Source organism: Streptomyces sp. NPDC041796 (genome assembly GCF_055590785.1).
Genome location: NZ_JBVJAH010000003.1, coordinates 537409 through 563650, shown reverse-complemented (window position 1 = coordinate 563650; position 26242 = coordinate 537409). Strand labels below are relative to the sequence as shown.

Here is a 26242-nt window from a genome sequence, read left to right as displayed (position 1 = left end):
TTCGGCATCAGCGGCACCAACGCCCACATCATCCTCGAACAAGCACCCCCCCAACCCGACCACGACACCCAACCCACCACCACCCACCCCCTGCCGGTCGTGCTGTCGGCCCGCACCCCGGCCGCCCTCGCCGAGCAGGCCGCCCGCCTGCGGGCCCACCTCACCGACCGACCGGCGACCGCCCCGGACGTGGCGTACACCCTGGCGACCGGCCGCCAGCACCTGGAGCACCGTGCCGCGCTGGTCTGGCCCGGCCTGGAAGCGGGCCTGGCGGGCCTCGCCTCCGGCGGCACCGGCCCGGGTGTGACGCTGGGCGCCCCGGACGGCGGGAAGCTCGCGTTCCTCTTCTCCGGCCAGGGCAGCCAGCGACCGGAGACGGGCGCCGGGCTGTACCGCCGGTACCCCGCGTTCGCCGCCGCCCTGGACGAGGTGTGCGACGAGCTCGACCGGCATCTCGAAACGCCGCTGCGCCAGGTGCTGTTCGCCCCGGCCGGTACGCCGGACGCGGAACTCCTGGACCGCACCGCGTACACCCAGGCGGGCCTGTTCGCGCTGGAAGTCGCGCTGTACCGGCTCCTGGAACACTGGGGCGTCCGCCCGCACGCCCTCGGCGGGCACTCGATCGGCGAGCTGACCGCGGCGTACGTGGCCGGGGTGCTGACCCTGCCGGACGCGGCGACCCTGGTCGCGGCCCGTGGGGCACTGATGCAGGCACTGCCCGCGGGCGGCGCGATGCTGGCCGTGCGGGCCGCCGAGGCGGAGGTACTGCCACTGCTGACGGGCCGCGCGGGCGACGCGGCGATCGCCGCGGTGAACGGACCGTCCTCCGTGGTCGTCTCGGGCACCGAGGACGCCGTCGAGGAGCTCGCCGCGCACTGGCGGGCGGCGGGCCGCGAGGTGAAGCGGCTGCGGGTGAGCCACGCGTTCCACTCACCGCTGATGGAACCGATGCTGGACGAGTTCCGGCGCGTCGCCAGGACGCTGACGTACCAGCCGCCCCGTACACCGGTCGTCTCCAACCTCACCGGCACGACGGTGGACGCCTTCGACGCGGAGTACTGGGTCCGGCACGTACGCGAGGCGGTCCGGTTCGCCGACGGGGTCGGGACGCTGGGCGAGCTCGGTGTCACCGCGTTCTGCGAGCTGGGCCCCGGGTCCGTGCTGTCCGCCATGGGCCCAGACTGCCTGCCGGACGCCGTGTTCGTACCGCTGCTGAGGACCGACCGGCCCGAGGAGGAGGCCGTCACCGCGGCCGTGGGCGCCCTGCACACCCGCGGGACGTCACCCGACTGGGAGGCGCTGTTCGCCGGCACCGGCGCGGAGGCCGTGGACCTGCCCACCTACGCGTTCCAGCACGAGCGTTTCTGGCTGGAGAACGACGACCCGACCGGTGACCTCGGCGCGGCCGGGCTCAACGCCGCCGAACACCCGCTGCTGGGCGCCGCCGTGTCACTGGCCGGGGACGACGGATACCTGCTCACCGGGCAGCTGTCGCTGCGCACCCACCCCTGGCTCGCCGACCACGCCGTGAGGGGCGTGGTACTGCTGCCGGGAACGGCGTTCGTGGAACTGGCGGTACGCGCCGCGGACGCGGTGGGCTGCGCCACCGTGGAGGAACTCACCCTGCGCGCCCCGCTCACCCTCACGGCCGAGGACCGCGTCCGTCTGCAGGTACGGGTCGGCGCACCGGACGAGACCGGCCGGCGCCCGATCTCCCTGCACGGCAGGCCCGAGGACGCCGCCGAGGACGACGAGTGGACCCAGCACGCGGTCGGCGTGCTCGTCCCCGGGGCGCGGCCGGCCGGCTTCGACCTCACCGCCTGGCCGCCGGAGGGCGCCGAGCCGCTCGACCTCACCGACGCGTACCCCCGCCTGGCCGGGGCCGGTTACGACTACGGGCCCACCTTCCAGGGGCTGCGGGCCGCCTGGCGGCACGGCGACGAGACGTACGCCGAAGTCGCCCTGCCCGGCTCCGACGGACCCCAGTACGGCCTGCACCCGGCGCTGCTCGACGCCGCGATGCACGCGGCCCTGCTGGACCGGACCGAGACGGTCATCCCCTTCGTCTGGCAGAACGTCTCCCTGTACGCGACCGGCGCCTCGACGGTACGCGTGCGGATGGCACCGCTGCCGGACGGCGGGTTCACGCTGAGGGTGGCCGACGGCGCGGGCAGGCCGGTGCTGCAGGTGGAGTCGCTGCGCGCGCGGCCCGTGTCACCGGAAGCGCTGGAGACCCCCGGGGCCCGGCACGCCGACGCCCTGTTCCGGGTCGAGTGGCAGCCGGTCGCGGTCGCCGGAGGGACCGCCGGGCCGCGGTGCGCCGTGCTCGGCCCCGACGGCACCGAGCTGCGCGACGCGCTCGGCGACACCGTCTCCGTCCACCCGGACCTGGCCGCGCTCGTCGACTCCCTCGACCCGGCCACCGGCGTACCGGACCTGGTGCTGCTCCCACTCGCCCCCGAGGACAACGGGGCGGAGCCCGGCGCGCCGGACGTCCCCGAGGCGGTGCGCGACACCCTGCACACGGCGCTCGGCTCCGTCCAGCGGTGGCTGGCCGACGAGCGGTTCGCGGCCTCCCGCCTCGTGGTGCTGACGCACGGCGCGTGGCGGGTGCGTGCCGGGGACCGCGTCGCGCCGGCCCAGTCACCCGTGTGGGGCCTGATCCGCGCCGCCCAGGCCGAGAACCCGGGCCGCCTGGTCCTGGTGGACACCGACACCGACCCCGCTTCCCACCGCGTCCTGCCGGCCGCGGTACTGACCGGCGAGCCGGAACTGGCCGTCCGCGCAGGCACCGTGACCGTGCCCCGCCTGGTCCGCGCGCCCGCGGCGGCGGAGCCCGCACGGCCCGCTCTCGCCCCGCACGGCACGGTCCTCGTCACCGGCGGCACCGGAGGCCTGGGCGCCCTGGTCGCCCGGCACCTCGTCACCGGACACGGGGTCACGCACCTGCTCCTGGCGAGCCGCCGGGGCCCGGACGCCCCCGGGGCCGCCGACCTGTGCGGCGAGCTGGCCGGACTCGGCGCCGAGGCCACCGTGGTGGCCTGCGACGTGGGCGACCGGGCGGACGTACAGCGGCTGCTGGCCGGCGTGTCCCCCGACCACCCGCTCACCGCGGTGGTGCACGCGGCGGGCACGGCGGACAACGGCCTGATCGGGACGGTGACCCCGGACCGGCTGGACACGGTCCTGCGGCCGAAGGCCGACGCCGCCTGGCACCTCCACGAACTCACCCGGGACGCGGGCCTGGCGGCGTTCGTCATGTTCTCGTCCGTGGGCGGCTCCCTCCTGGCGGCGGGCCAGGCCGGTTACGCGGCGGCGAACGTGTTCCTCGACGCCCTGGCCCACCACCGCCACGCACACGGACTGCCCGCCTCCGCCATGGCCTTCGGACTGTGGGACGTGACCACCGGCCTCAGCGAACGCCTGTCCGAGGCCGACCTGCTGCGGGTACGACGCCAGGGACTGCCCGCGCTCTCCCCCGACGAGGGCCTCGCCCTGTTCGACGCCGCCCTGCGCACCGACGAGCCCGCACCCGTGGCCGCCCGGATCGTGCCGTCCACGCTGCGCACCCGGCCCGGCGCAGTCCCCGCACTCGTACGCGGCATGTCCGGCCCGCCCGCCCGGCCGGCCGCGCAGACCGCGCCCACCAGCGGTGGGCGCCTGGCCGGACTCACCGGCGGGTCGCGGGACCACGCCCTGGAGGAGCTGGTCCGCACCGCCGCCGCCGAGGCGCTGGGGCACACCTCCGCCGAACTCGTCGACCCCGACCGCCCGTTCCAGGAGCTCGGCTTCGACTCGCTGATGGCGGTGGAGCTCCGCAACCGGCTGAACGAGGCCACCGGGCTCCGGCTGCCCGCCACCCTGGTCTTCGACCACCCCACCTCGCGGGCGGTGGCCCGGCAGCTCCTGACGCTGCTGTCCGGTACGACCGCGGACACGGCGGCACCCGTGGCGGCACCGGCGGGCGCGGCGGCGGACGACCCGGTGGCGATCGTCGCCATGGCGTGCCGCTACCCGGGCGACGTCACCTCGCCAGAGGAACTGTGGCGGCTGCTCGCCGACGGCGTCGACGCGGTCTCCGACTTCCCGAAGGACCGCGGCTGGGACCTCGACGGCATCTACGACCCGGAGCGCGGCAAACCGGGCCGCACCTACACCCGGCACGGCGGATTCATCGACCGGGTCGCCGAGTTCGACCCGGCGTTCTTCGGGATCAGCCCGCACGAGGCCCTGGTCATGGACCCGCAGCAGCGGCTCCTCCTGGAAATCTCCTGGGAGGCCTTCGAACGCGCCGGGATCGACCCCGCCGCCCTGCGGGGCAGCCGGACCGGCGTGTTCGCCGGGACCATGTACCACGACTACGGCTTCGGCACCCCCCGTGCCACGACCAGCGGCGGCAGCCTGGTGTCCGGCCGCGTGGCCTACACCCTGGGCCTGGAAGGACCGGCGGTGTCCGTCGACACGGCGTGCTCGTCGTCGATGGTGGCGCTGCACCTGGCCTGCCAGTCGCTGCGGACCGGCGAGTGCTCCCTCGCCCTCGCCGGCGGTGTCGCCGTGATGTCGACACCGGAGATGTTCATCGAGTTCAGCAGGCAGATGGGGCTCGCCCCCGACGGCCGGTGCAAGTCCTTCGCCGAGTCGGCCGACGGCACCGGCTGGGCCGAGGGCGCCGGAATCCTGCTGCTGGAGCGCCTGTCGGACGCGCGCCGCAACGGCCACCGGGTGCTGGCCGTCGTCCGCGGCTCGGCGATCAACCAGGACGGTGCGAGCAACGGCTTCTCCGCCCCCAACGGCCCCTCCCAGGAACGGGTGATCCGACAGGCCCTCGCCAACGCCCGGCTGGAGACCGACGAGGTGGACGCGGTCGAGGCGCACGGTACGGGCACCACGCTCGGTGACCCGATCGAGGCCCAGGCGCTGATCGCCACCTACGGGCAGCGGCGACCCGGGGACCGGCCGCTGTGGCTCGGGTCGATGAAGTCGAACATCGGCCACGCACAGGCCGCCGCGGGTGTCGGCGGCGTCATCAAGATGGTCGAGGCGATGCGGCACGGCACGCTGCCCCGCACCCTGCACGTCGACCGGCCGACCCCCGAGGTCGACTGGTCCGCCGGGCAGGTGAGGCTGCTCACCGAGCCGGTCCCGTGGCCCGAGGCGGACCGCCCCCGCCGGGCGGCCGTGTCCTCCTTCGGAGTCAGCGGCACCAACGCCCACGTGATCCTGGAGCAGGGCCCCGAGGAGCCGGCGCCCCCCGCCGACGGACCGGCGCCCACGGTGCTGCCCTGGCTGCTGTCCGCCAAGAGCGCCTCCGCGCTGCCCGCCGTCGCCGGCCGGCTCGCGGCACACCTGCGCGGCCGCACCGACCGGCGCGAGCTGGACGTCGCGTACTCGCTGGCGACCGGGCGGGCGGCGCTCAAGCACCGCGCCGTGCTGGTCGCCGGGGACCGCGAAGAGCTCCTCTCCGGCCTCGACGCCCTCGCCGCGGGCGACACGGAGGCGGCCGTCAACGGCCGGGCCCGCGACACCGGGACGCCCGTCGTGATGGTCTTTCCCGGCCAGGGTTCCCACTGGGCGGGAATGGCGACCGAACTGCTCGACACCTCACCCGTCTTCGCCCGGCGCCTGGACGAGTGCGCCCGCGCCCTCGCCCCGCACGTGGACTGGTCGCCGACCGACGTCCTGCGCGGGGAACCGACGGCGCCCCCGCTGGACCGGGTCGACGTGGTGCAGCCCGTCGTATGGGCCGTGATGGTGTCCCTGGCCGAGCTGTGGCGGTCCCACGGCGTGCGGCCGGCCGCGGTGGTGGGCCACTCGCAGGGCGAGATCGCCGCGGCGGTCGTGGCGGGCGGGCTGACCGTCGAGGACGGCGCCAAGGTCGTCGCGCTGCGCAGCAAGGCACTGCGCGCCCTCGCCGGCACCGGCGCCATGGCGTCGGTGGCCCTCTCGCCGAAGGAACTGGCCGTCACCCTGCGGCCGTGGGGCGACCGGCTGTCGATCGCCGCCGTGAACGGCCCGGCCAGCACCGTGGTCGCGGGTGAGCCGGCCGCGGTGGACGAACTGGTCGAGCACTGCAAGGTCCACGGCGTCAGGGCCAGGAGGATCGCCGTCGACTACGCCTCCCACTCGGCACGGGTGGAGCCGATCCGGGAGCGGATCCTGGCGGACCTCGCCGGGATCACCCCACGCTCCGGATCCGTACCGTTCCACTCCACGGTGACCGGTGACGTCATCGACACCGCCGCTCTCGACGCCGAGTACTGGTACCGCAACCTGCGCGGCACCGTGCGCCTCGAGGAGGTCGTGCGCGGGCTGCTCGGCTCCGGTCACACCGTGTTCGTCGAGGCCGCCCCGCACCCGGTGCTCGCTCTCGCGCTCCAGGAGACGGTGGACACCGCCGGTGCGGTCGTCGAGTCGCTGCGCCGCGACCAGGGTGGCCTCGGGCGGTTCCTCACCTCCCTCGCCGAGGCCTGGGTCCACGGCGTCGCGGTCGACTGGGCCACGTGCTTCAGCTCCGGTTCCCCCGCCCGGGTGGAGCTGCCGAGCTATCCCTTCCAGCGCGAGCGCTACTGGCTGGAGCCGCGCACCCGGCAGGTGGCGGCCGTCGAGCCGGAGGAGCGGCCGGAGCCGGTGCGGTCGCTGCTCGGGCGCCGCATCTCGTCCCCGCTCGACGTCGTGCAGTTCGAGGGGCGCCTGAACTCCGGGACGCACCGCTTCCTCGGCGACGGCGTCGTCGACGGCGTACCGCTCGTCGGAGTAGGGGCGTACCTCGACACGGCCCTGTCGGCGGCCCGCGAGACGGCGGGCGACGGCGGCGTGGTGATCGAGGAGTTCACCGCCCTGGAGAACCTGGTCCTGGAACCCGGCGAGACCAAGGACGTCCAGCTCGTCCTCGAACCCGGCGACGCCCGGACGGAGTTCCGCTACCACTGCGCGCATCCGGTGGACGACGGGCCTCCCCGCTGGGTCCTGCACGCCCGGGGCACGCTGCGGGCCGTCCCCGCCGAGGACGTACGGTTCGACCTCGCCGCCGCCCGCGCGGGCCTCGACGAGGAGCTGTCCGCGGAGGAGTTCTACGGCGAACTGTGGCGGCGCAGGCTCTACCACGGCCCGTCGACCCGGTGGGTCCAGGAGGCCTGGCGTACCCGCGGTGAGGCGGTGGCCCGGCTGCGGACGCCCGGCGCCGAGCGCACCGAGCCGTACCTGCTGCACCCCGGTCTGACCGAGGCGATGTTCCACACCGTGCTGGCGTGTCTGCCGGCCGGTCCGGCGGACGGGTTCACCTACCTGCCCACCGGCATCGACCGGTTCACCTTCCACGGCCGCCTCGGTGAGGAACCGCTGTACTGCCACGCGAAGCTGCTCTCGTACGACTCCACCGTGGTCGCCGCGGTCAGGCTGGTCGACGAGACCGGCCGGACCGTCGCGGAGGCCGACGGGGCGCTGCTGGAGCGGGCCGCGCCGCTGCGGGCGCGCGCGCCGCGGCGGGCGGCGCCCGGCACGCCGGCCGTCGCACCGGCCGAGCCCAGCGGATCCACCGCGGCGGACGGTCCGGCCGGGGAGGGAGTGAGCCTGGACACCGTCCGGGAGTTCCTCACCCGCACGGTCGCCCGCGCGCTGGGCGCCAAGGCCGCCGACCTGGACGTGGAGGAGCCGCTGACCCAGCTCGGCCTGGAATCCCTGATGGCGCTGAGCGTCCGCAAGTCCGTGTCGAGCCGGTTCGGCATCGCCCTGCCCGTCGTCTCCATCCTCAAGGGCCGCAGCATCTCCTCGCTCAGCGAGGACGTCCTGGCCATGCTCGGTACGCCCACGACCGGCGACGGAGCGGCGGAGACCGGGGTGAACCCGGCGGGCATGGACCTGCCGGAGCTGGTACCGGACCCGGAGCACCGCTACGAGCCGTTCCCGCTGACCGACCTCCAGCAGGCCTACCTGATCGGACGGTCCGGGGCGTTCGAGCTCGGTGACGTCTCGACGTACTTCTTCAGCGAGGTCGACGTCGAGGAACTCGACCTGCGGCGGCTGGGCGAGGCATGGCGGCGGATGATCGACCGCCACGACCAGTTGCGGGCCGTCGTCTCCCACGACGGCACCCAGCGGGTGCTCAAGGCGGTCCCCGACTACGAGATCCGCACCGTGGACCTCACCGACTGCGACGAGCGGACCCGGGAACGGCGTCTGGAGGAGATCCACCAGGAGTACCGCTACCGGGAGTTCGACATCTCGGCGTGGCCGCTGTTCGACTTCCGCGCCACCCGCATCGACGACCGCCGCACCCGGCTGCACATCGGTTTCGACGCGCTGATCGCGGACGGCTGGAGCATGGGACGGGTCCTGAACGAACTCGTCGCCACCTACCGCGGTGAGGGCGACTCGCTGCCCGGCCTGTCCCTCACCTACCGCGACTACGTGCTCGCCGCGCGCGGTGTGGCGGGCACCCCGGCGCACACGGCCGCGCTGGAGTACTGGCGCGACCGGATACCCACTCTGCCGGCGTCACCGGAACTCCCGACCGTCCAGAGCGACGCCAAGCCCGCGAAGCCGGCCTTCCGGCGCATGGCCCGGCGCTTCAGCGCCCGGGACTGGGCGCGGTTCAAGAGCCACGCCGCCAGGGCGGGCATCACCCCGTCGGCGGCGCTGGCCACGGCGTACGCCCAGGTCCTCGCGGCCTGGAGCAAGACCGACCACTTCACGCTCAACCTCATGTTCGCCAACCGGCTGCCGCTGCACCCGCAGGTCGAGAGCCTGGTCGGCAACTTCAGCGGCACGACCCTCCTCGAAGTGCGCAGCACACCCACCGACCCCTTCGCCACCAGGGCGCACCGGCTCCAGGAACAGCTCGGCCGCGACCTGGAGCACAGCCAGGTCAGCGGGGTCCAGGTGCTGCGGGAGCTGAACCGCGCCCGGGGCACCACCGGCGGCGCGACCATGCCGGTCGTGTTCGCGAGCACGGTCAACTTCGCGGCCAAACAGGACGACACGGCCGTCACCGGGCTGGTGCAGCAACTGGTCGAGATCGGCACATCGGGCCGTGAGGTCTACAGCTCGGTGCGCACCCCCCAGGTGTACCTGGACCACCAGGTGATCGAGGAGGGCGGTGAACTCGCCCTGAACTGGGACGTACGCGAGGAGATCTTCCCCGACGGGATGGTCGACGCGATGTTCGCCGCCTATCTGGAGGTGATCGGCGACCTCTGCCAGGACGAGGACACCTGGCACCGCCCCGCGCCGACGCTGGTGCCCGGCACGGACCTGGAGGTCAGGACGGCGGCCAACGCCACGGCGGCCCCCGTCCCGTCGGAGCTGCTGCACGCGGCGTTCCTGGAGCGGGCGGCCGAGCGGCCGCGGGACCCGGCGGTGATCGCGGCGGGCCGCACGCTCTCCTACGGTGAGCTCGACCGCTGGTCCAACCGGCTCGACCGGTGGCTGCGCGGCCAGGGCGCGGGCCCCGGCTCCCTCGTGGCCGTCGTGATGGAGAAGGGCGCCGAGCAGGTCGCCGCCGCGCTCGGCATCCTGAAGTCGGGAGCGGCGTACGTCCCGATCGACGCGGGCGTCCCGCCCGAGCGGCTGAAGGTCCTGCTGGACAGCGCGGGCATCTCCGTCGCCCTGACCCAGTCCCGGGTCGGTGACCGGACCGAGTGGCCGGAGGGGACCGTACGGCTGGCCGTCGACGCGCCGGAGGCGGAAACCCTCGACGACACGGCACTCCCGCCGTCGGGCGCGTCGCCCTCGGACCTGGCGTACGTCATCTTCACCTCCGGCTCGACCGGTCTGCCGAAGGGCGTGATGATCGAGCACACCGGCGCGGTCAACACCATCAAGGACGTCAACGACGAGTTCGGGGCCACCCGCCACGACAGGGTCCTCGGCCTGTCCGCGATGAACTTCGACCTGTCCGTGTACGACGTGTTCGGCATCCTCGCCGTCGGCGGCGCCCTCGTCCTTCCCGAGCCGGACGAGAACCGCGAACCGGGCCGCTGGCTGGAGCTGGTCACCGAGCACCGGGTCACGGTGTGGAACAGCGTGCCGACCCTGATGGAGATGTTCACCGAGCACGCGCTCGCCCAGGGCCTCCAGGACGAGCTGCCCCTGCGGCTGGTCATGATGAGCGGCGACTGGATCCCGGTCACGCTGCCGGAGCGCATCAGGAAGCTGGTGCGGGAGGCGGTGATCTGGAGCCTGGGCGGTGCCACCGAGGCGTCCATCTGGTCCATCCGCCACCCCATCGACCGGCCCGACCCGAACTGGGTCAGCGTCCCGTACGGCAAACCGATGCGGAACCAGCGCTTCCATGTGCTGGACGACGCCCTCGCACCGACACCCATCTGGGTGCCCGGACAGCTCTACATCGCCGGCGTCGGGCTCGCCCGGGGCTACCTCAACGACACGGCCAGGACCCGCGCGAGCTTCCTCCGCCACCCGGTGACCGGCGAACGCCTCTACCGGACCGGTGACCTGGGCCGCTACCTGCCCGACGGGAACATCGAGTTCCTCGGCCGGGAGGACTTCCAGGTGAAGGTCCAGGGCTACCGGATCGAACTCGGCGAGGTCGAGTCGGCGCTGCTCCAGGTGCCCGGGATCCGCGCCGCCGTCGCCTCGGCGGCCGGCGAACGGCACGGCGGCAAACGGCTGGTCGGCCATGTCGTCCTCGAACCCGGAAGCACCCTCGCGGAAGCCGACATCCAGCAGCGGCTGCGCTCGACGCTGCCGGCGTACATGGTCCCGCAGTCCATCGCCGTACTGGACACCCTCCCGCTCAGCGCCAACGGCAAGGTCGACCGGTCCGCGCTGCTGGCCCTGGACGCGCCCGTCGCCGAACGGGACGACTTCGTCGCACCGAGGGACGCGGTCGAGGAGCGACTGGCCGGGATCTGGGCGGAATTCTTCGACCTCCCGAAGGTCGGCGTGCGGGCCGGCTTCTTCGCCCTGGGCGGCGACTCCCTGCTGGCCGTACGGCTGATGGCCCGCATCGAGAGCGAACTCGGCTGCTCACTGCCGCTGGCCGCGCTGTTCGCACGGCCCACGATCGAGGAACTCGCCACAGCGGTACGGGAAGCCGACCCGGCCGCCGGACAACGGCGCACCGCCCTGGTGCCGATCCGGACCGGCGGCAGCCGGACCCCGCTGGTCTTCGTGCACCCCGTCGGTGGCGACGTCCTGTGCTACGCCGAACTGGCCCGGCTCCTCGGCGACGACCAGCCCTTCTACGCCCTCCAGACCCCCGACACGGATCTGGCAGGCATCGAGGAGATGGCGGCGCACTACGTGACGGCGGTACGCGAGGTGCTCCCCGAGGGCCCCTACCGGCTCGGCGGCTGGTCCATGGGCGCCATGCTCGCCCTGGAACTCGCGCAGCAGCTGACGCGGGCGGGCGAAACCGTGGAACTCCTCGCCGCGGTCGACCTGTTCGAGGCCCCCGGCCCGGCCGCCGGACCCCCCGTCTCCGACGAGGTCCTGCTGTCGTGGCTGGCCCGCGACCTGGCGGGGCTCGCCGGAGTCGACTGGGAGCTGCCGGTGTCGGCCTTCGACGGCCGCCCGCCGGTGGACGTCCTGCACACCGAGGCTCAGGCCGCCGGGGCGCTCCCGGCGGACGTCGACGCCGGCACCCTGGGCCGGATCGTGGCCCGGTTCCAGCACAACTTCCGCTCACTGCTGCGCTACGCCCCGTCCGAGTACGGCGGCCGGGTGCGGTTCTTCCGGGCCGCCGACGGCGGGGCGTCGATGGAGACCGCCACCCGCTGGATGGCCCTGTTCACCGGGGACGCCGAGCTGATCGACGTACCCGGCAACCACTACACCGTGATGCGGGGCGAGGCCCTGCGCGTCCTGGCGGACGAGCTCCGCAAGGCCCTCGACGAGACCGTGGAGGACTGAGTGAACACCGGCACAGAGGTCCGGAACACCGGTGCGCCGGACGGCCCACCGGCCGAGCTGCCCGCCCACATACCCGTCGCGGTGATCGGCGCCGGCCAGGCCGGCCTGGCCACCGGCTACCACCTGCGCCGGGCCGGGGTGCCGCACGTCCTGATCGACGCGGAACCGGAACTCGGCGCGGCCTGGGCACGGAGGTGGGACTCGCTGCGGCTGTTCACGTCGGCGCGGTTCTCCTCCCTGCCGGGCCTGCCGTTCCCGGGCCCCGCCGACCGGTACCCCGGCAAGGACGAGGTGGCGGCCTACCTCCGGAGGTACGCCGCCCGGTTCGAGCTTCCGGTGCTGCTCGGCCACCGGGTGCTCTCCCTGCGCCGGGACGGCGACGCGTTCCTGCTGAAGACCGACCACGGGGACTGCCGCGCCGGGAAGGTGGTCATCGCCGTCGGCGCCTACGGCCCCCCGGCGCTGCCGCCGATCGCCCGCTCCCTGTCACCCGCCGTGCCGCAGTGGCACGCGAGCGACTACCGCCACCCCGGGCTGATACCCGCCGGCACGGTGCTGGTGGTCGGCACCGGCAACTCCGGCATCCAGATCGCCCGGGAGCTCGCCGCCACCCACCGCGTGCTGCTCAGCCAGGGCAGCCGGCAACCGGAGGTACCCCAGCGGATACTGGGCCGGGACCTCTTCTGGTGGATGAGCGTGTTCGGACTGATGAACCTGCCCCTGCCCCCCGGCGCGCCCGACCCCGTGGTCGGCAACCGGCTGGCCGAGCTGACCGCGGACGGCGGCATCCGGCTCGTCGGCAGGGTCACCGGAGCCGACGGCACCCACGTGGTCGTGGAGGGCTCCGACGAACCCGTCCGGCCCGCCGCGGTCATCTGGGCGACCGGCTACCGGCACGACTGGGGCTGGCTGCCCCCGGAGCTCCTCGACGAGGCGGGCCGCCCCCGGCACACCCAGGGGGTCGGGGCGGTCCCGGGCAGCTACTTCGTCGGCCTGTACCGGATGCGCGACCGCGGCTCCGCCCTGCTCGGCTTCGTCGGCCGCGACGCCGAGCGGATCGTGACCGACCTGGTCACGGCCCCCTGAGCCACCCGGACCGCCCACACGGCCGGACCGCCCACACGGCCGGACCGCCCACACGGCCGGACCGCCCACACGGCCGGACCGCCCACACGGCCGGACCGCTCGGGCGGCCGGACCGTACCCGTGGCGGGGCGGCTCGGGCGGCCGGACCGCTTGCGTGGGCGACGCGGGGCCGGTCACGGACGGCGTGGCTCACCCGTAAGTGACTTTTCGGGGCGCGGGCTGAATCCTTTGGGACGGCCCGCGCCTCTTATAGATGTCCCGGCAGACCGCCGGGACCGGAACTGGAGGTCGTCATGATCATTGGTATCGCTGTCGCCGTCGGAGTCGTGCTGCTCTGCACGTGCAGCTTCGTCGTCATGCGCAAACGAGGCCGGGCGCGTGGCTGACTCGACCTGGCCCGGTGAACAGCTGATCGTCGCCGCGCAGCGCGGAGACGTCGATTCGCTCACCGCGCTGGTGTCGGGCTCGCACCCGAACGTGCAGCGCTTCGCCCGTTCCCTCTGCGCCACTCCCGAGGACGCCGAGGACGCGGCACAGGAGGCGTTGATCATCCTGTATCGCAAGATCGGGATGCTCAGGGCGTCCGGCGCCCTGGCGTCGTGGATGTTCCGCATCGTCCGCAACGAGTGCCTGCGGCGCGCGCGGACGATGCTGCGGGACCGGGACCCCGCGCCCCTGCTGGACGCCGCCGTGCGTTCGGCCGAGGACGAGGTCCTGCAACGCCTGGAAGCGGGCAGAGTGGCGGCCGCCATCGCCGCTCTGCCCGCCGACCAGCGCCGCGTGCTGATCATGCGAGACATCCAGGGCCACAGCGGACGGATGGTCGCCGACGCGCTGGGCCTCAGTACGGCCGCGATGAAATCACGGCTGCACCGGGCCCGCGCGGCTGTTCAGAACACCTTGCGTGCCTCACACGACGTGGCTCCAGGAAGGAACGACGATGGCAACGAAAGCTGAGGGCCCCGACTTCGCGAGCTCGTCCCTGCCCCGGCACCTCGCCCGCGGCGTGGTCGGATTCGGCAGTCTGATCGGCTCGTTCGCACTGATCCCGCTCGTCGGGCCGTGGAGCCTGGCGCTGCTGCCGGTCGGCGTGCTGGCGCTGCGCGGCTGCCCGATGTGCTGGACCATCGGCCTCGTGCAGACCATCTCGCGGGGGCGCCTGCAGCGCTCCTGCGAGGACGGCCAGTGCAAACTGACGGTCGCCGACCACGACAAGCACACCCGCGAGAAGGTCGCCCCCTGAAGGCCACCGGCGCGTGCACACCAGGGACCCGGGCTTCCCCGGGCCCGGCGGTCCCGTCTCGACCGCCGGGCCGGGGAAGCCCGCGGAGCCGGTCACGGCGAAGGGCATCCCTGACGCAAGGTCAGCACACGCTCGCGCTAATGTGCGTGCGTGAACCTTCATGTCGTCATAGGTTACGGGCCCGCCGGGGCGGCCACCGCCCGGTTGCTGGCCGAACAGGGCCAATCGGTACGCGTCATCACCAGGACGGGCAGAAGCGCGGAGCCAGGCATCGAGCATGTCGCCCTGGACGCGTCGGACAGTGAGCGACTGATCGACGCCGCCCGAGGCGCGGCCGCCATCCACAGCTGCGCCGCACCCCCCTACCATCGCTGGACGAGTGAATGGCCGCCGCTGGCCTCGTCGATCTGCGCGGCGGCGGAAGCGACCGGGGCCGTCCTGGTCATGCTGGGCAACCTCTACGGCTACGGTCCGGTGGACGGGCCCATGACCGAGGACCTGCCGCAGGCCGCCACCGGCCCCAAGGGGCGTGTCCGCGCCGCCGCTTGGGAGCGGGCACGGGGCCTGCACGAGCAGGGCCGTATCAAGGCCGTCGAGGTGAGGGCCTCCGACTTCTTCGGGCCCGGCGTCACCGACGGGGGCCACCTGGCCGGCCGTGTGATGCCACGACTGCTGCGCGGCAAGCCGGTCTCCACACTCGGGGACCCCGACGTCCCGCACAGCTGGACCTATCTGCCCGACGTGGCGAGGGCCCTGGTCGAGGTGGCGGGCGAGGAGCGGGCCTGGGGGCGGGCGTGGCACGTCCCCACGGAGCCCGCCGCGTCCGTCCGGGAGATGGTCGACCGCCTCGCCGCCCGGTCGGGGACGGGACCGGTCGCGGTGCGCGGGCTGCCTCCGGCGGTGCTGGGCATCGCCTCCGTCTTCTCCCCGCTCATCCGTGAACTCAAGGAGATCCGCTACCAGTTCGACCGCCCGTTCATCGTCGACTCCAGCGCCTACGAAGCCGCGTTCGCGGTACGGGCCACACCCCTCGACGAACAGGTCGAGGCGACGGTGAACTGGTGGCGCGAGCGACTGGCCACCACACGGTGACATCAGTGACAGGAATAGATTCCACAGTGGGTTCAGCCGAAGCGCGGCGTGACGACATCGCGATCGTGGGAATGTCCTGCCGGTTCCCCGGAGCGCCGAACGTCAACCAGTACTGGCGCCTCCTGACGTCTCCACGGGCGCAGTTCTCCACCGTCCCGGACTCCCGGTGGCGCATCGCCGCCTTCCTCGGCGACAACTTCCGTGACGCCTCGTCGGTCTACACGGACACCATGGCCCTGCTGCCGGACGTGGGCCACTTCGACGCCACGCACTACGGCATCCCGCCGAGGCGGGCCGCAGCGCTGGATCCGCAGGCCCGCCTCCTGATCGACCTCGCCCGGGAAGCGATTCAGGACGCGGGGTGGGAGGCCGAGGGCTTCGACCGCGAGGAGACCTCGGTGATCACCTCGCTCACCGAGGGCGGCTACCGCGAGATCAGCACCCTGCAGATACGGATGCGTCAGCTGGCCGGCGGCGAGTTCGGGGCACGGCCGGCCGACCCCCGATGGGCGGACACGGCCCGCGCGGTGCCCGGGCTGCACGGCACGTCCGTCGCCGGACTGCTCCTCAACATGGGCCCCAACACCATCAGTTCGGTCTTCGACCTGCACGGCGAGAGTTACGCGCTGGACTCGGCGTGCTCCGGTGGACTCATGGCCGTGGCCAACGCCGTGTTCGCGCTGCGTGCCGGCCGGTGCAGGATCGCCCTCGCCGGGGGCGCCCAACTGCAGCTCACGCCCGACCTGCTGGTGGGGCTCAGCCGGATCGGCGCCATTTCGCGCAGCGGCAGGTGCCTGCCGTTCGGCGCGGAGGCCGACGGGTTCGTCCTGGGCGAGGGGGCCGGGATGCTGGTGATGCGGCCGCTGGCCGACGCGCTGGCGGCCGGCGACCGGGTCTACGCGGTGATCCGCGGCGTGGGTACGGCCAATGACGGGACCGTGCAGGGCGGTATGCATCCCCAGGCGGCCGGACAGCTCCGCGCGCTGCGCCGCGCCTACCGGGACGCGGGGCTGTCCCCCGACGCGGTGGGCTACCTGGAGGCGCACGGCACCGGGACCACGGTCGGCGACCCCGTGGAGATCGGTGTCCTGCGCGAACTGCGGGGTGAGCAGGGCGCACCGGCCTTCCTCGGAGCGGTGAAGGCGGTGGTGGGGCACTCGCTCAACGCCGCCGGCATGGCAGGACTCATCAAGACCGTCCTGGCGGTGCACCGGGGAGTGATCCCGCCCCAGCCGGAGTTCGACCTGGCCGACCGTTCCGGTCTGGAGGCCGCGCGGCTGACCGTCCCGACGACCCCGACCGGCTGGCCGGGATCCGGGCAGCCGCGCCGCGCGGGGGTGAGCGCCTTCGGCTTCGGCGGCACCGGTGTCCATCTGGTGGTGGAGGAGTGCGCCCCCGCCCCCACCCGCCCGGCTCCGGACGGGGAACCGCAGCTCCTGGTCCTCAGCGCCCGTGACCGGACCGGGCTCGCCCGCCACGCCCGGGAACTGGCGTCCACCCTCGCCGACGACAACCCGCCGCTCGCCCGGGTGGCGAGCACCCTGGCCCGCCGGGCTCCCTTCCCGGAACGCCTCGCCGTGGTGGCGGAGGACACCACGGACGCCGTCACCAAGCTGACCGCGGCGGCCGAGGCCGTGGCGGCCGGCCGCACGGGCGAGCTCGGGCCGGGACAGGTGGCCGGTACGGTGCCGTCCGGTGACCTTCCGGAGGCCGCCGTGCCGGCGCCGGGTTCCCTGCCCGCCGAGGCGCGCACGGCCGTCCTGGCCCGGCTCGCGGAGCGCACGGTCACCGGCTCGGGGCTTCGTCCGGTGACGGAGCGCATACCCCCGTACACCCTGCCGCCCAGCCCGCTCGCCCCGCGCCGCCACTGGGTGGTCGACGAGACGGCACGCGAGCTCGCCGAGGACGTCCCCGACGCGCCGCCCGAGATGCCGTCCGAGGCGGCGGAGCCGGTGGGGGACACCCGTGGCGCCGCGTCCCTGGTACTCGAAGAGGTGTCGCGGGTCGGCGTCTTCCCCCTCTCCGACCTGAGCGAACACATGGCTCTGGTGACCGACCTCGGCTTCGACTCCCTGATGCTGCACGAGCTGGAAGGCAACATCGGGAAGCGGATACCGGGCTTCCGCACCGAGGAGATGTACGCGCCCGACCTCACCGTCAAGCGGCTGATCGAGCTGGTCGCGCTCGTCGAACCGCACCTCACGCAGCCCCCGGCGCCCGCTGAGCCCCTCCCCGGGACCCGGACGGACTGGGACACCGCGACCGCGTGCGTCGACGACTTCCCGGAGGTGCGGCAGTTCGAGGAGCGCCTGAGCGTGATCACCGGCAGTGGCGCGGACTTCCCGTACTTCCGGGTCCACCAGGGCACCATCCGCGACACGACCGTGATCGGCGACCGGACCTACCTCTCCTTCGGCAGCTACAACTACCTGGGCCTCTCCGGCCACCCCGTGGTCAACGAGGCCGCCCAGCAGGCGGTGGAGCGGTACGGGACCTCGGTCTCCGCGAGCCGCGTGCTCTCCGGCGAGCGGGAGCTGACCGTGCGGCTGGAGCGGGCGCTCGCCGACTTCCTCGGCGTCGAGGACTGCCTCACCCTGGTGAGCGGCCACGCCACCAATGTCACCGCGATCGGGCACCTCGTCGGCACGGGGGACCTCGTGCTGCACGACGCGCTCGCCCACGACAGCATCCTCCAGGGCTGCGCCTTGTCCGGCGCGGCGCGGCGACCGTTCGCCCACAACGACATCGGCCGGCTGGAACACCTGCTGCGCCTCAACCGGTCCCGGTTCCGGCGGGTACTGATCGCCGTCGAGGGCGCGTACAGCATGGACGGAGACCTGGTCGACCTGCCCGCCGTGATCGAGCTGAAGAAGCGTTACGGCGCACTGCTGATGGTCGACGAGGCGCACAGCATCGGCACCGTGGGCGAACGAGGCCGCGGTGTGGGCGAGTTCTTCGGTGTTGACCGGTCCGACGTGGACCTGTGGATGGGGACCCTCTCCAAGGCCTTCGCGGGCTGCGGCGGTTATCTGGGCGGCTCGGCCCGGATGGTGCGGTGGCTGCGGCACACGCTGCCGGGCTTCGTCTACAGCGTCGGTCTCACCCCCGCCAACGCGGCCGCGGCGCTGGCCGCCACGGAGCTGATCGTCGCCGAGCCGCACCGGGTGCGGACTCTGCGCCGGAACGCGGAGCTCTTCCTGGAACTGGCCGCCTCGGCCGGACTGGCCACCGGCTCCAGTGCCCACACCCCGATCGTGCCGTGCCTCCTCGGCGACTCGGCGAGGACCCTGCGGGTCGCGGACCGGCTGTTCGACCGTGGGGTCGTCGTCGACCCGATCTTCCACCCTGCCGTGGAGGAGGGGCTGTCCAGGCTGCGGTTCTTCGTCACCAGCGAACACCGGGAGGACGACATCCGACGGGCGGTGTCGGTCCTGACCGAGGAGGTGGCGTCCGCCACGCGCGAGGTGGGGCACGTCAGATGAGGGTGCGTTCTATCCGGCTGAGCATGGCGTGGTCCCCGGACTTGGCCGGGGGGACATCGGGCCGCTCCTCGGTGCTGCCCACCCGCTGGGAGAGCAGATAGGCGATGATCTCCGCCTCCTGCTCCTGTACGTCGTCGTAGGTCGCGCGCAGGAGCATGTCGCGCACGAGGTCGGGGTCGAGGTTGGGGAAGAGGAGGCGGGCGCTCGCCTCGTCCAGCCAACCCGCCCCGCGGTGGCAGCAGATGATGTGGCCCAGCTCGTGCAAGATGATGTGCTCCTGATGCGCGCTGGTCGTGTTGGCGTCGTAGAAGATCAGGTCTTCGTCCCGGGCGGCGACCCACATCCCGCACGGATGCGACGCGGGCATCTGCATCGGCACCAGCGTGATCGGCCGGCCGCGGACCTCGCTGAGGTGGCGGCAGAGCTCGGCGACGTCCGCCACCTCCGGCAGGTCGAGATCGGCGAGCCGCTTCGCGCCGGCCTTGCGGAGTCTCTTGAGCTGGCTGCGGCGGTCCTGGTCCGCCGACCGCCCCATGCGACCGCCCCTCACTCGGGCTCCGCGGGGTCGGTGACGGGGGGAAGACCCTGCATCTGACGGTACTGGTCCATGATCGCCGTGATGGCCTGCAGGTTCTCCTTCTTCATCCCGGCGGCGCGCATCGCCACCGAGCGGACCCCCGCCTGTCGCAGCGCCTCGATGGCGGCGACCTGGCTGAGCACCGACTGGGCGACCTCGTCGTCGAAGAAGTAGGCCACCGACACGCCGAAGAAGCGCGCCAGGGCGGCCAGCAGGTCGGGTGAGGGATTGGAGCGCTTGCCCGTCCGCAACTGCGACAGATACACACCCCCGACGCGTAGTTCGGGGTTGGCCCGCTTCAGCTCCTCCGCCACCTCGGCGTTGGTCCAGTGCTTCCCCTTGGGACGAACCGTCTTGAAGAGGTTGTCCAGACGCACTGCCAGCACGGGCCGGTCGTCAGTCTCGGACATTGTGAATCTCCCTCCCGTCACCTCCTCGGCATTGCCCTTGGCTAATCGTCAGTTTCGCAGATTAGCGGTCAGTTGACAATCTGCCCGGACTCCGCCAACGTTGGAGCTCGCCGATAGCTGCCAGCTAACTTGGTTCACGGGGGTGGCCGAGTTGGTCGGCGGTCACGTCGGCGGGTCCGGCCGTCGGGGGATGGGCCGGATCAGGGCCGGGCGGGGGACACTCCGCCCGGCCCGCCGATGAACGGGGCGCCATGGAGAACCCAACGGGGATCCGGGGCGCCACGGGGGAAGAACGGGGGAGCCACGGGGGAGTCACGGGGGAAGGAAAAGCCCGCCCGGTCTGACGGGGGAAACAGACCGGGCGGGAGCTCTCAGCGAGCGTTGCCGAGTTTACGGTAGGCGGATGCGACCTTGGTCAACCAGGCCACTTCCGCGCTGAAGTTGTCCGTATCCCGATCTTCGAAGTCGCCGGCGTCCGCGTTGTCGTCCGGGATGGTCCCGGCGCGCTTGGCGTGCAGGGCCTGCCTGATCTGCGCCGCCTCGGTGTACGCCTGCAGGGACTCGCCGTTCACCCGCGGGCCCCGTCCGCCGGCGCCGTTGGCCGTGCGGTCGATGTACGGACGCAGGTCCCGCCATCCGTCCCGTATCTCGACGACCCGACGGTGCAGCCGGTAGTCGAGGTCGGAGACGGAAGCCCCCGGCGGCTCCAGGACGATGTCCGGCGAGGACTCGTACAGGTCCCGCCAGAGCGGGTACAGGGCCCGGTACGAACGGTAACTGCGCGCCCAGCCCAGGAGTTTGGCCGCCGAGGCCGACCAGGAGGACATGGTCAGACTGAGCGAGAGCGTGACGATCCCCACCGCGCTGAAGACGTTCGAGGCGAGCTTCCACAGACCGATGTCGATCCCGGCCGCGGCGGTGAGGATGTTGACCGTCCTGGCCGTGCAGTAGAGGAAGAGGATCACCGCGGCGACGGACAGCAGCCGCAGGGCCTGGCGCAGCGAGGCCTTGTCGGTCATACGGGCGTAGGGGCCGCACTGCCGGAACATCGTGACGCACGGAATCGCCTGCGAGACGATGAAGAGGAGCAGGTAGGTGAGGACCAGCGGCTGGCCGCTGCCGGTGTCGAAGTCCTTGGCCGGCCGGGCGGGGCCGTCCGCGACGAAGAACAGTGCCGTCAGAAGCGCGTCGAGGACGATGCCGGTGATCAGCCAGTAGCGGGACTTCCGTGCCGCCTCCTCCTCGGCCGCCGCCCAGCGCAGCAGGATGATCTGCGCGCTGACGCAGAAGGCGACCGCCGACAGGTGCATCAGCAGGATGGCGAGGTTGCCCACGCCCAGGAAGCTCCCGCTCCCCATGGCGATGGCGCCCATCGTGAAGGTGAGGCACTGCAGCAGCAGGGTGATGACGAGGGTGCGGTAGGCGTTCTCCCTCCAGCTGCGCCTCACTTGGCACAGCCGGTAGACGAGCGCGGCATACGACGAGAGCGCCGCGATGACGAAGCAGAGCGTTCTGGTGGTGTTCACGGGCCTGGTTCCCTGCGGGCGCCGCACACGCGGCGAACGGTTCAGTCGGTGTTCTCGCCCAAGGGGACCACGAGACCGATTCCTTCGGCCGCCACGGCGATGGCGTAGTCGAAGAACGCGGACTCGTCCCGGACGCTGTCGTGGGTACGGCTGAAGACCTGGAACACCAGGAGCCCGACCAGGCTGCTCCACAGCACGATGCCGCGCTCGATGATGTCCGAGAACGGAGCGTCGGGCACCCCGCCGAAGAGCTGCACCGCCTCCGGCAGGAGCAGCGGGGGCCCGGGCACCGCCCTGCGCGGTGCGGTCAGTTCGCCGGCCTCCAACGCCGAGCGCACGATGCCCGCCAGTACCGCGGGGGTGCGCGACGCGGGCGGGACGGTGTCCTGCGGGGCGTGGTAGTCCGGGACGGGTGAACCGTAGATCAGGGTGAACTCGGCGGTGTTGGCGAAGGACCACTCCCGCAGTGCGCGGGTGACCGCGAGAAGCCGCGCGCCCGCAGACTCACCGGCGTCCCTGGCGGCCCGGTCGGCCTGCTCCATGGCGTCGCCCGACTCGTTGTAGGCGTCGATGACCAGTGCGGTCAGCAGGTCGTCCCGATGCGGGAAGACGGCCTCCACATCGGTGACGGCCGTCCCACTGCCCTGGGCGACGGCATCGAGCGTCAGCCCCGGGGCCCCCAGTTTGACCAGGAGTTGGCGCGCGGTGGCTTTGAAGGCCGTGGAGGGGTTCTCCTCGGCGGAGCTCATTCCGGAAAGATCCATGGCCAAACCGTACCTGTCAGCTACAACGGCCTGGAATCCAACGGCCCGAGCGGCTGGAGCCGGCGTTGCATTCCGGCCACCTGCCCCCAACAGCGGTGCTCCAGGCGGCGGAACAGAGTGGTTGACCCTCCGGCGGCGTGCACGTCACGAGGGAGAAAGACGTCGTTCACGCGCTCTTCACTCCACGCGGTGCCCGCGTGCCGACGTGTCAGGCCCGACGGGCACCGAGGCAGGGGGCGCGTCCTCGGGGACCCGGGACGGAGCCTTCCCACGCATCCGGGACACCGCGACCCCCGCCAGGCAGAGGAGGCCGCCGAGGAGGGTCAGCCGGCCGGGCACCTCACCGAGGAACAGCCACGACATGAAGACGACGATCACCGGCACCGCGTAGGTCGTGGCACCCATCCTCCCGGCGGTCGTACGGGCCACCGCGTAGGCCCACGTGGTGAACGCGAGAGCCGTCGGGAAGACACCCAGGTACACGATCTGCAGCGTCGCCGACACCGGAGCCCGGCTCACCTCGGACACCAGTTGCCCGGCGAACGGCAGACACGCCACCGCTCCGACGACCGCACCGAACGTCGTCACCTGCATCGGCGTGGCCCGCTTCAGCGCCGGCTTCTGCAGCACCACACCCACCGCGTACGCCACCGCCGCGAACAGGCACAGCAATACGCCGAGGAGTGACGACCCGCCCCCACCGGACGTGGAGAGCCCGACCACCACGGCCCCGACGAACGACACCGCCATGCCCGCCATCAGCATGGGCGGGAAGCCCTCCTTCAGCAGCCACCCGCCCAGCAGCGCCATCAGGATCGGCCCCACGTTCACGATCATGGAAGCCGTACCGGCGTCCACGTGCTGCTCACCCCAGTTCAACGCCACCATGTACGCGCCGAACCACAGGACGCCCGAGGCGACGATGCCCGGCCAGGCCTCGCGCGCCGGGAAGCCACCGCGCCGGGCGAGCAGGACGGCGCCCAGCACCACGGACGCCACCGCCAGCCGGCCGAACGCGAGCGCGCCCGGCCCGAAGTGCTCGGCGGAGCTGCGGATCGAGATGAAGGACGACGCCCACAGCACCACGGTGACGGCGGCCGCGGCGAGCGCCCGGCCGTCCACCCCGCCCGTGGACCCGGTATCGCCGTCCGCCGTTGCTGTGCCCACCCGTCGGCTCACGATGGCGCCCTCCCGCAGTTCTCCGCGTGCGTCTCGCGCGCAGTCGATCCGCAAGCGTGCAAGAGCCGGCGCTTCAGTGACAAGCGAGTTATGGCGACGTCCGGCGAACCGGTGGCGGGGAGGGCACCCCGCGGCGGGGCCCGTTCGCGGGCCCTCCGGCGCACGGGGCGCCGGCAGCGGTTTCCGTACCGGTCAGGGCCGTGCTCACCGCGGCAGGAGCGACTCCACCGCCGCGACGGCCTCCGCCAGGCCCGTCGGACGCGGCAGCCCGCTCATGGTCCGCCCCGCCCAGCCGGGCCCGATCGTCAGGACGACCGGTTTCCTGCGGGCGCCGCGCACACCCCATTCCATCGCGGCCACGTGCTGGGCCAACGGGCGGCTGGCCGTGGTGCGGGACTGCGCCCACAGTCCCACCGCGGCCGGTCCGGTCCTGCGTACCGCCGCGACGAGCGACTCGACGGGCAGAGCCCCACCGAACATGCGGACCGGGATGCCACGCTCGGCGAGTGCGGCGGTCAGGGCTTCCAGGGGCAGCGTGTGCAGCTCCCCCGGCACACAGGCGAGCACCGTGGTGGCACCCGCGCGCTCGGCGGCCACGGGCCGGGCGCAGCGCCGCAGCGCGCCGGAGACGTGCCAGGACAGGAAGTGCTCGACCTCGACGTACCTCTCGCCCGAGCTCTCCCACTTGCGGCCGACCGCCTGCAACGTCGGCATGATCACTTCCGTCCAGGCGGTGATCAGGCCGTGTTCCTCGATCGCCGTGCTCAGCAGCTCGTCCAGAGTGACGGCGTCGAGGCGCAGCGCGGCGCGGGCCACCCCTTTGCACTCCTGGCGGACGTCTCCCAGTCGCAGGCCGGTGCCCGCCCTGCTGCGCCCGTGGACCGGTGGCCGCGGCGGTGGGGCGGCGGCCTGCCCGGCCTCTTCCGAGGCCGGTGGCCGTTCGCTCCTGGTCATGCGCGCCGCCACGGCCGGTGGCAGCCCGGAGGCCGTCAGGGCGCACATGCGCTCCAGCCGCGCCACGTCCACGGCGGTCCAGCGCCGGTGCCGGCCACCGGTGTGCAGCTCGGGCCCGAGACCGTAGCGGCGGTCCCAGGTCCGGATCGTGGTGGGCGCCACCCCGAGCCGCCTGGCGACCTCGCCGGTCGTCAGTCCGCCACCGCGCTCCGTGCTCTCGGCGTCGCCGTTCCCTCGCGCGTCCATACCACCACTGTACGACGCACAAACGACGCAAGTTGTCCGCGTCGTTCCCGCCTCCAAGACTGGGGGGCACCCAGCGGGCGTCGGTCCGTACCGCGCCGGTGCGGCCCGGCAGACGGCCTTCCGTCCCGCACAGGACACATGGCAGGAGGAACAGGCCATGAGCACGAACACAGGGTTCGCCACCTGGCTCTCACCACCCGCCGGCCCGTCACCGGCCGAGGAGACGGTGTACGAGGACGAACTGGCGCGGGGCCTCCGAGCCGCCGACGAGACCGCGTTCGCGGCGATCTACCGGCGCTGGGGCTCACTCGTCCACACCATGGCCGCCCGGTCCCTCGGTGACGCCCACGAGGCCGAGGACCTCACCCAGCAGGTGTTCCTCGGAGCGTGGCGGGGACGAGACGGCTTCCGGCCCGAGCGCGGCCCGCTCGGCGCCTGGCTCGTCGGCATCACCCGACGCAAGATCGCCGACGCCCTGGCGGCGAGGACGAGACGTCTGGCGCTGATCGACTCGGCCGGCCGCAACGCCGGTACACCACAGTCCGACGGAGCGGCGCCCGACGACGTCCTGGACCGGGTCCTCCTGGTGGACGCGCTGTCACGGCTGCCACAGCACCAGAGGGAAGTGCTGTGCCTGGCCTTCTACGGGGACCTGACCCAGGCTCAGATCGCCGAACGGACGGGGATGCCCCTGGGAACCGTGAAGAGCCACGTCCGCCGGGGCCTGCTCCAGCTGCGCCGGGGCATCGAACAGGGCCGTGCGGACGCGGCGGACGCGTGGAGGTGACGATGCGGAAGCGCCGCCCGCATCCATGGAGGCGCCCGCACCCGAAACAAGGACGACCCCCCGCAACCGGAGGACAGTTCTGAAGGGATGATTCCCATGACCTCCCGGATCCCCCTCGCCATCACCGCCTCGGCCGGCGCCTGCGCGCTCGCGCTCGGCGTCGCCGCCCCCGTCATGGCGGCCCCCGCCGCCGCGACCGACGACAAGGCCATGGTCTCCGTCTTCCACGGAGTCCCAGGAGTGACGGTGGACGTATACGCCAACGGTGACGAACTGCTCGGCGACTTCAAGCCCGGCACCATCACCGACCCGCAGGCGCTCGCCGCCGGCACCTACGACATCCAGGTCTTCCCCGCAGGCCAGGGGCCCGAAGGCACACCAGCCGTCGAGAAGGAGATCAAGGTGCCCGCCGGGGCGAACGCCACGATCGCCGCCCACTTGTCCGCCGACGGAAAGCCCCAGCTCACGGCCTTCGTGAACGACGTGTCGAAGGTCGACGCCGGGAAGTCGCGGCTGACCGTACGGCACGTCGCCGCCGCACCCGCCGTCGACGTCCGAGCGGGCGGAACGCCGGTGTTCAAGAACCTGCAGAACCCTGACCAGAACACCGCCACCGTCGACGCCGGCACCGTCAACGCCGATGTCGTCCTCGCCGGCACGGACACCGTGGCCCTCGGCCCCGCCGACCTGGAGCTCCGCGCCGGAACCAGCAACGTCGTCTACGCCTGGGGCAGCGCCGAGGACAAGAACCTGGCGCTGAAGACCCAGACGTTCAGCGGCACGGCCTCGAGCCCCGACGCCGCCGGCTTCGTCCCGCCGAACTCCTCCCACCAGTGGCTGATCTGGGCCGCCTCGGCAGGGGTGGTGGCCGTGACCGGTGCCATGGCCGCTCGCCGCATCGCGGGCCGGTCCAGCTGACACCGCCAGGGCACAGCCGACGACCACGGTGGGGGGGGGGGGGGGGGGGGGGGGCGAAAATAAGGAGCTCGACGAGGCAGAGAGTACGGAGGAGGGGAAGGACCAGG

The 26242-nt window shown here is 73.0% G+C and carries 14 protein-coding genes; 8 read left to right on the top strand and 6 right to left on the bottom strand.

Going from position 1 to position 26242, the window contains the following annotated elements; all coding sequences use genetic code 11:
• The 6 genes from ACZ6C1_RS08650 to ACZ6C1_RS08625 form a co-directional block, all read left to right on the top strand.
• Positions 1-11871 (top strand): amino acid adenylation domain-containing protein (locus ACZ6C1_RS08650; protein ID WP_469239052.1); only part of this gene is annotated, 11871 nt, incomplete at its 5' end.
• Positions 11872-12957 (top strand): flavin-containing monooxygenase, encoded by a 1086-nt coding sequence (locus ACZ6C1_RS08645; RefSeq protein WP_469239050.1) that lies wholly within the window; start codon positions 11872-11874, stop codon positions 12955-12957.
• Between the two features lie 378 nt (positions 12958-13335).
• A complete protein-coding gene (locus tag ACZ6C1_RS08640; RefSeq protein WP_469239048.1) occupies positions 13336-13914 on the top strand; it encodes an RNA polymerase sigma factor in 579 nt (192 codons plus the stop codon).
• Positions 13898-14200, top strand: a complete 303-nt coding sequence (locus ACZ6C1_RS08635) for a hypothetical protein (RefSeq protein ID WP_469239045.1) — start codon at positions 13898-13900, stop codon at positions 14198-14200. The genes ACZ6C1_RS08640 and ACZ6C1_RS08635 overlap by 17 nt, the downstream gene beginning before the upstream one ends.
• A 150-nt stretch (positions 14201-14350) precedes the next feature.
• Entirely contained in the window at positions 14351-15292 is a 942-nt protein-coding gene (locus ACZ6C1_RS08630) for an NAD-dependent epimerase/dehydratase family protein (RefSeq protein ID WP_469239043.1), read from the top strand.
• Between the two features lie 26 nt (positions 15293-15318).
• Positions 15319-18774 carry an aminotransferase class I/II-fold pyridoxal phosphate-dependent enzyme gene (locus ACZ6C1_RS08625; protein WP_469239041.1) on the top strand — a complete coding sequence of 1152 codons (3456 nt, stop codon included), beginning with the start codon at positions 15319-15321 and terminating at the stop codon, positions 18772-18774.
• Here ACZ6C1_RS08625 and ACZ6C1_RS08620 read toward each other — a convergent pair.
• From ACZ6C1_RS08620 to ACZ6C1_RS08595, 6 genes are all read right to left on the bottom strand, one after another.
• Positions 18767-19324 (bottom strand): toxin, encoded by a 558-nt coding sequence (locus ACZ6C1_RS08620; protein WP_469239039.1) that lies wholly within the window; start codon positions 19322-19324, stop codon positions 18767-18769. The two genes, ACZ6C1_RS08625 and ACZ6C1_RS08620, sit on opposite strands and share 8 nt — an antisense overlap.
• Entirely contained in the window at positions 19321-19761 is a 441-nt protein-coding gene (locus tag ACZ6C1_RS08615) for a helix-turn-helix domain-containing protein (RefSeq protein WP_469239037.1), read from the bottom strand. The genes ACZ6C1_RS08620 and ACZ6C1_RS08615 overlap by 4 nt, the downstream gene beginning before the upstream one ends.
• A 371-nt stretch (positions 19762-20132) precedes the next feature.
• The gene (locus tag ACZ6C1_RS08610; protein ID WP_469239035.1) at positions 20133-21287 is read right to left on the bottom strand and encodes an MAB_1171c family putative transporter; all 1155 of its coding nucleotides are present in this window, start codon (positions 21285-21287) and stop codon (positions 20133-20135) included.
• Positions 21288-21328: 41 nt separating this feature from the next.
• Positions 21329-22051 (bottom strand): TetR-like C-terminal domain-containing protein, encoded by a 723-nt coding sequence (locus ACZ6C1_RS08605; RefSeq protein WP_469239033.1) that lies wholly within the window; start codon positions 22049-22051, stop codon positions 21329-21331.
• 177 nt (positions 22052-22228) lie between these two features.
• A complete protein-coding gene (locus ACZ6C1_RS08600; protein WP_469239106.1) occupies positions 22229-23218 on the bottom strand; it encodes a DMT family transporter in 990 nt (329 codons plus the stop codon).
• Between the two features lie 216 nt (positions 23219-23434).
• Complete coding sequence (locus ACZ6C1_RS08595; protein WP_469239031.1) at positions 23435-24430, bottom strand: MerR family transcriptional regulator; 996 nt, start codon at positions 24428-24430, stop codon at positions 23435-23437.
• Between the two features lie 157 nt (positions 24431-24587).
• On the opposite strand from ACZ6C1_RS08595, the gene ACZ6C1_RS08590 reads away from it, so the two are divergent.
• Both ACZ6C1_RS08590 and ACZ6C1_RS08585 read left to right on the top strand, forming a co-directional pair.
• Entirely contained in the window at positions 24588-25217 is a 630-nt protein-coding gene (locus tag ACZ6C1_RS08590) for an RNA polymerase sigma factor (RefSeq protein ID WP_469239029.1), read from the top strand.
• Between the two features lie 96 nt (positions 25218-25313).
• The gene (locus ACZ6C1_RS08585; protein ID WP_469239027.1) at positions 25314-26135 is read left to right on the top strand and encodes a DUF4397 domain-containing protein; all 822 of its coding nucleotides are present in this window, start codon (positions 25314-25316) and stop codon (positions 26133-26135) included.
• Positions 26136-26242: the final 107 nt, after the last annotated feature.

Bases quoted from the DNA above. Each gene is read 5' to 3' on its own strand.
- ACZ6C1_RS08605 (WP_469239033.1), bottom strand. From the start codon at position 22,051: ATGGATCTTTCCGGAATGAGCTCCGCCGAGGAGAACCCCTCCACGGCC.
- ACZ6C1_RS08615 (WP_469239037.1), bottom strand. From the start codon at position 19,761: ATGTCCGAGACTGACGACCGGCCCGTGCTGGCAGTGCGTCTGGACAAC.
- ACZ6C1_RS08585 (WP_469239027.1), top strand. From the start codon at position 25,314: ATGACCTCCCGGATCCCCCTCGCCATCACCGCCTCGGCCGGCGCCTGC.
- ACZ6C1_RS08635 (WP_469239045.1), top strand. From the start codon at position 13,898: ATGGCAACGAAAGCTGAGGGCCCCGACTTCGCGAGCTCGTCCCTGCCC.
- ACZ6C1_RS08595 (WP_469239031.1), bottom strand. From the start codon at position 24,430: ATGGACGCGCGAGGGAACGGCGACGCCGAGAGCACGGAGCGCGGTGGC.
- ACZ6C1_RS08590 (WP_469239029.1), top strand. From the start codon at position 24,588: ATGAGCACGAACACAGGGTTCGCCACCTGGCTCTCACCACCCGCCGGC.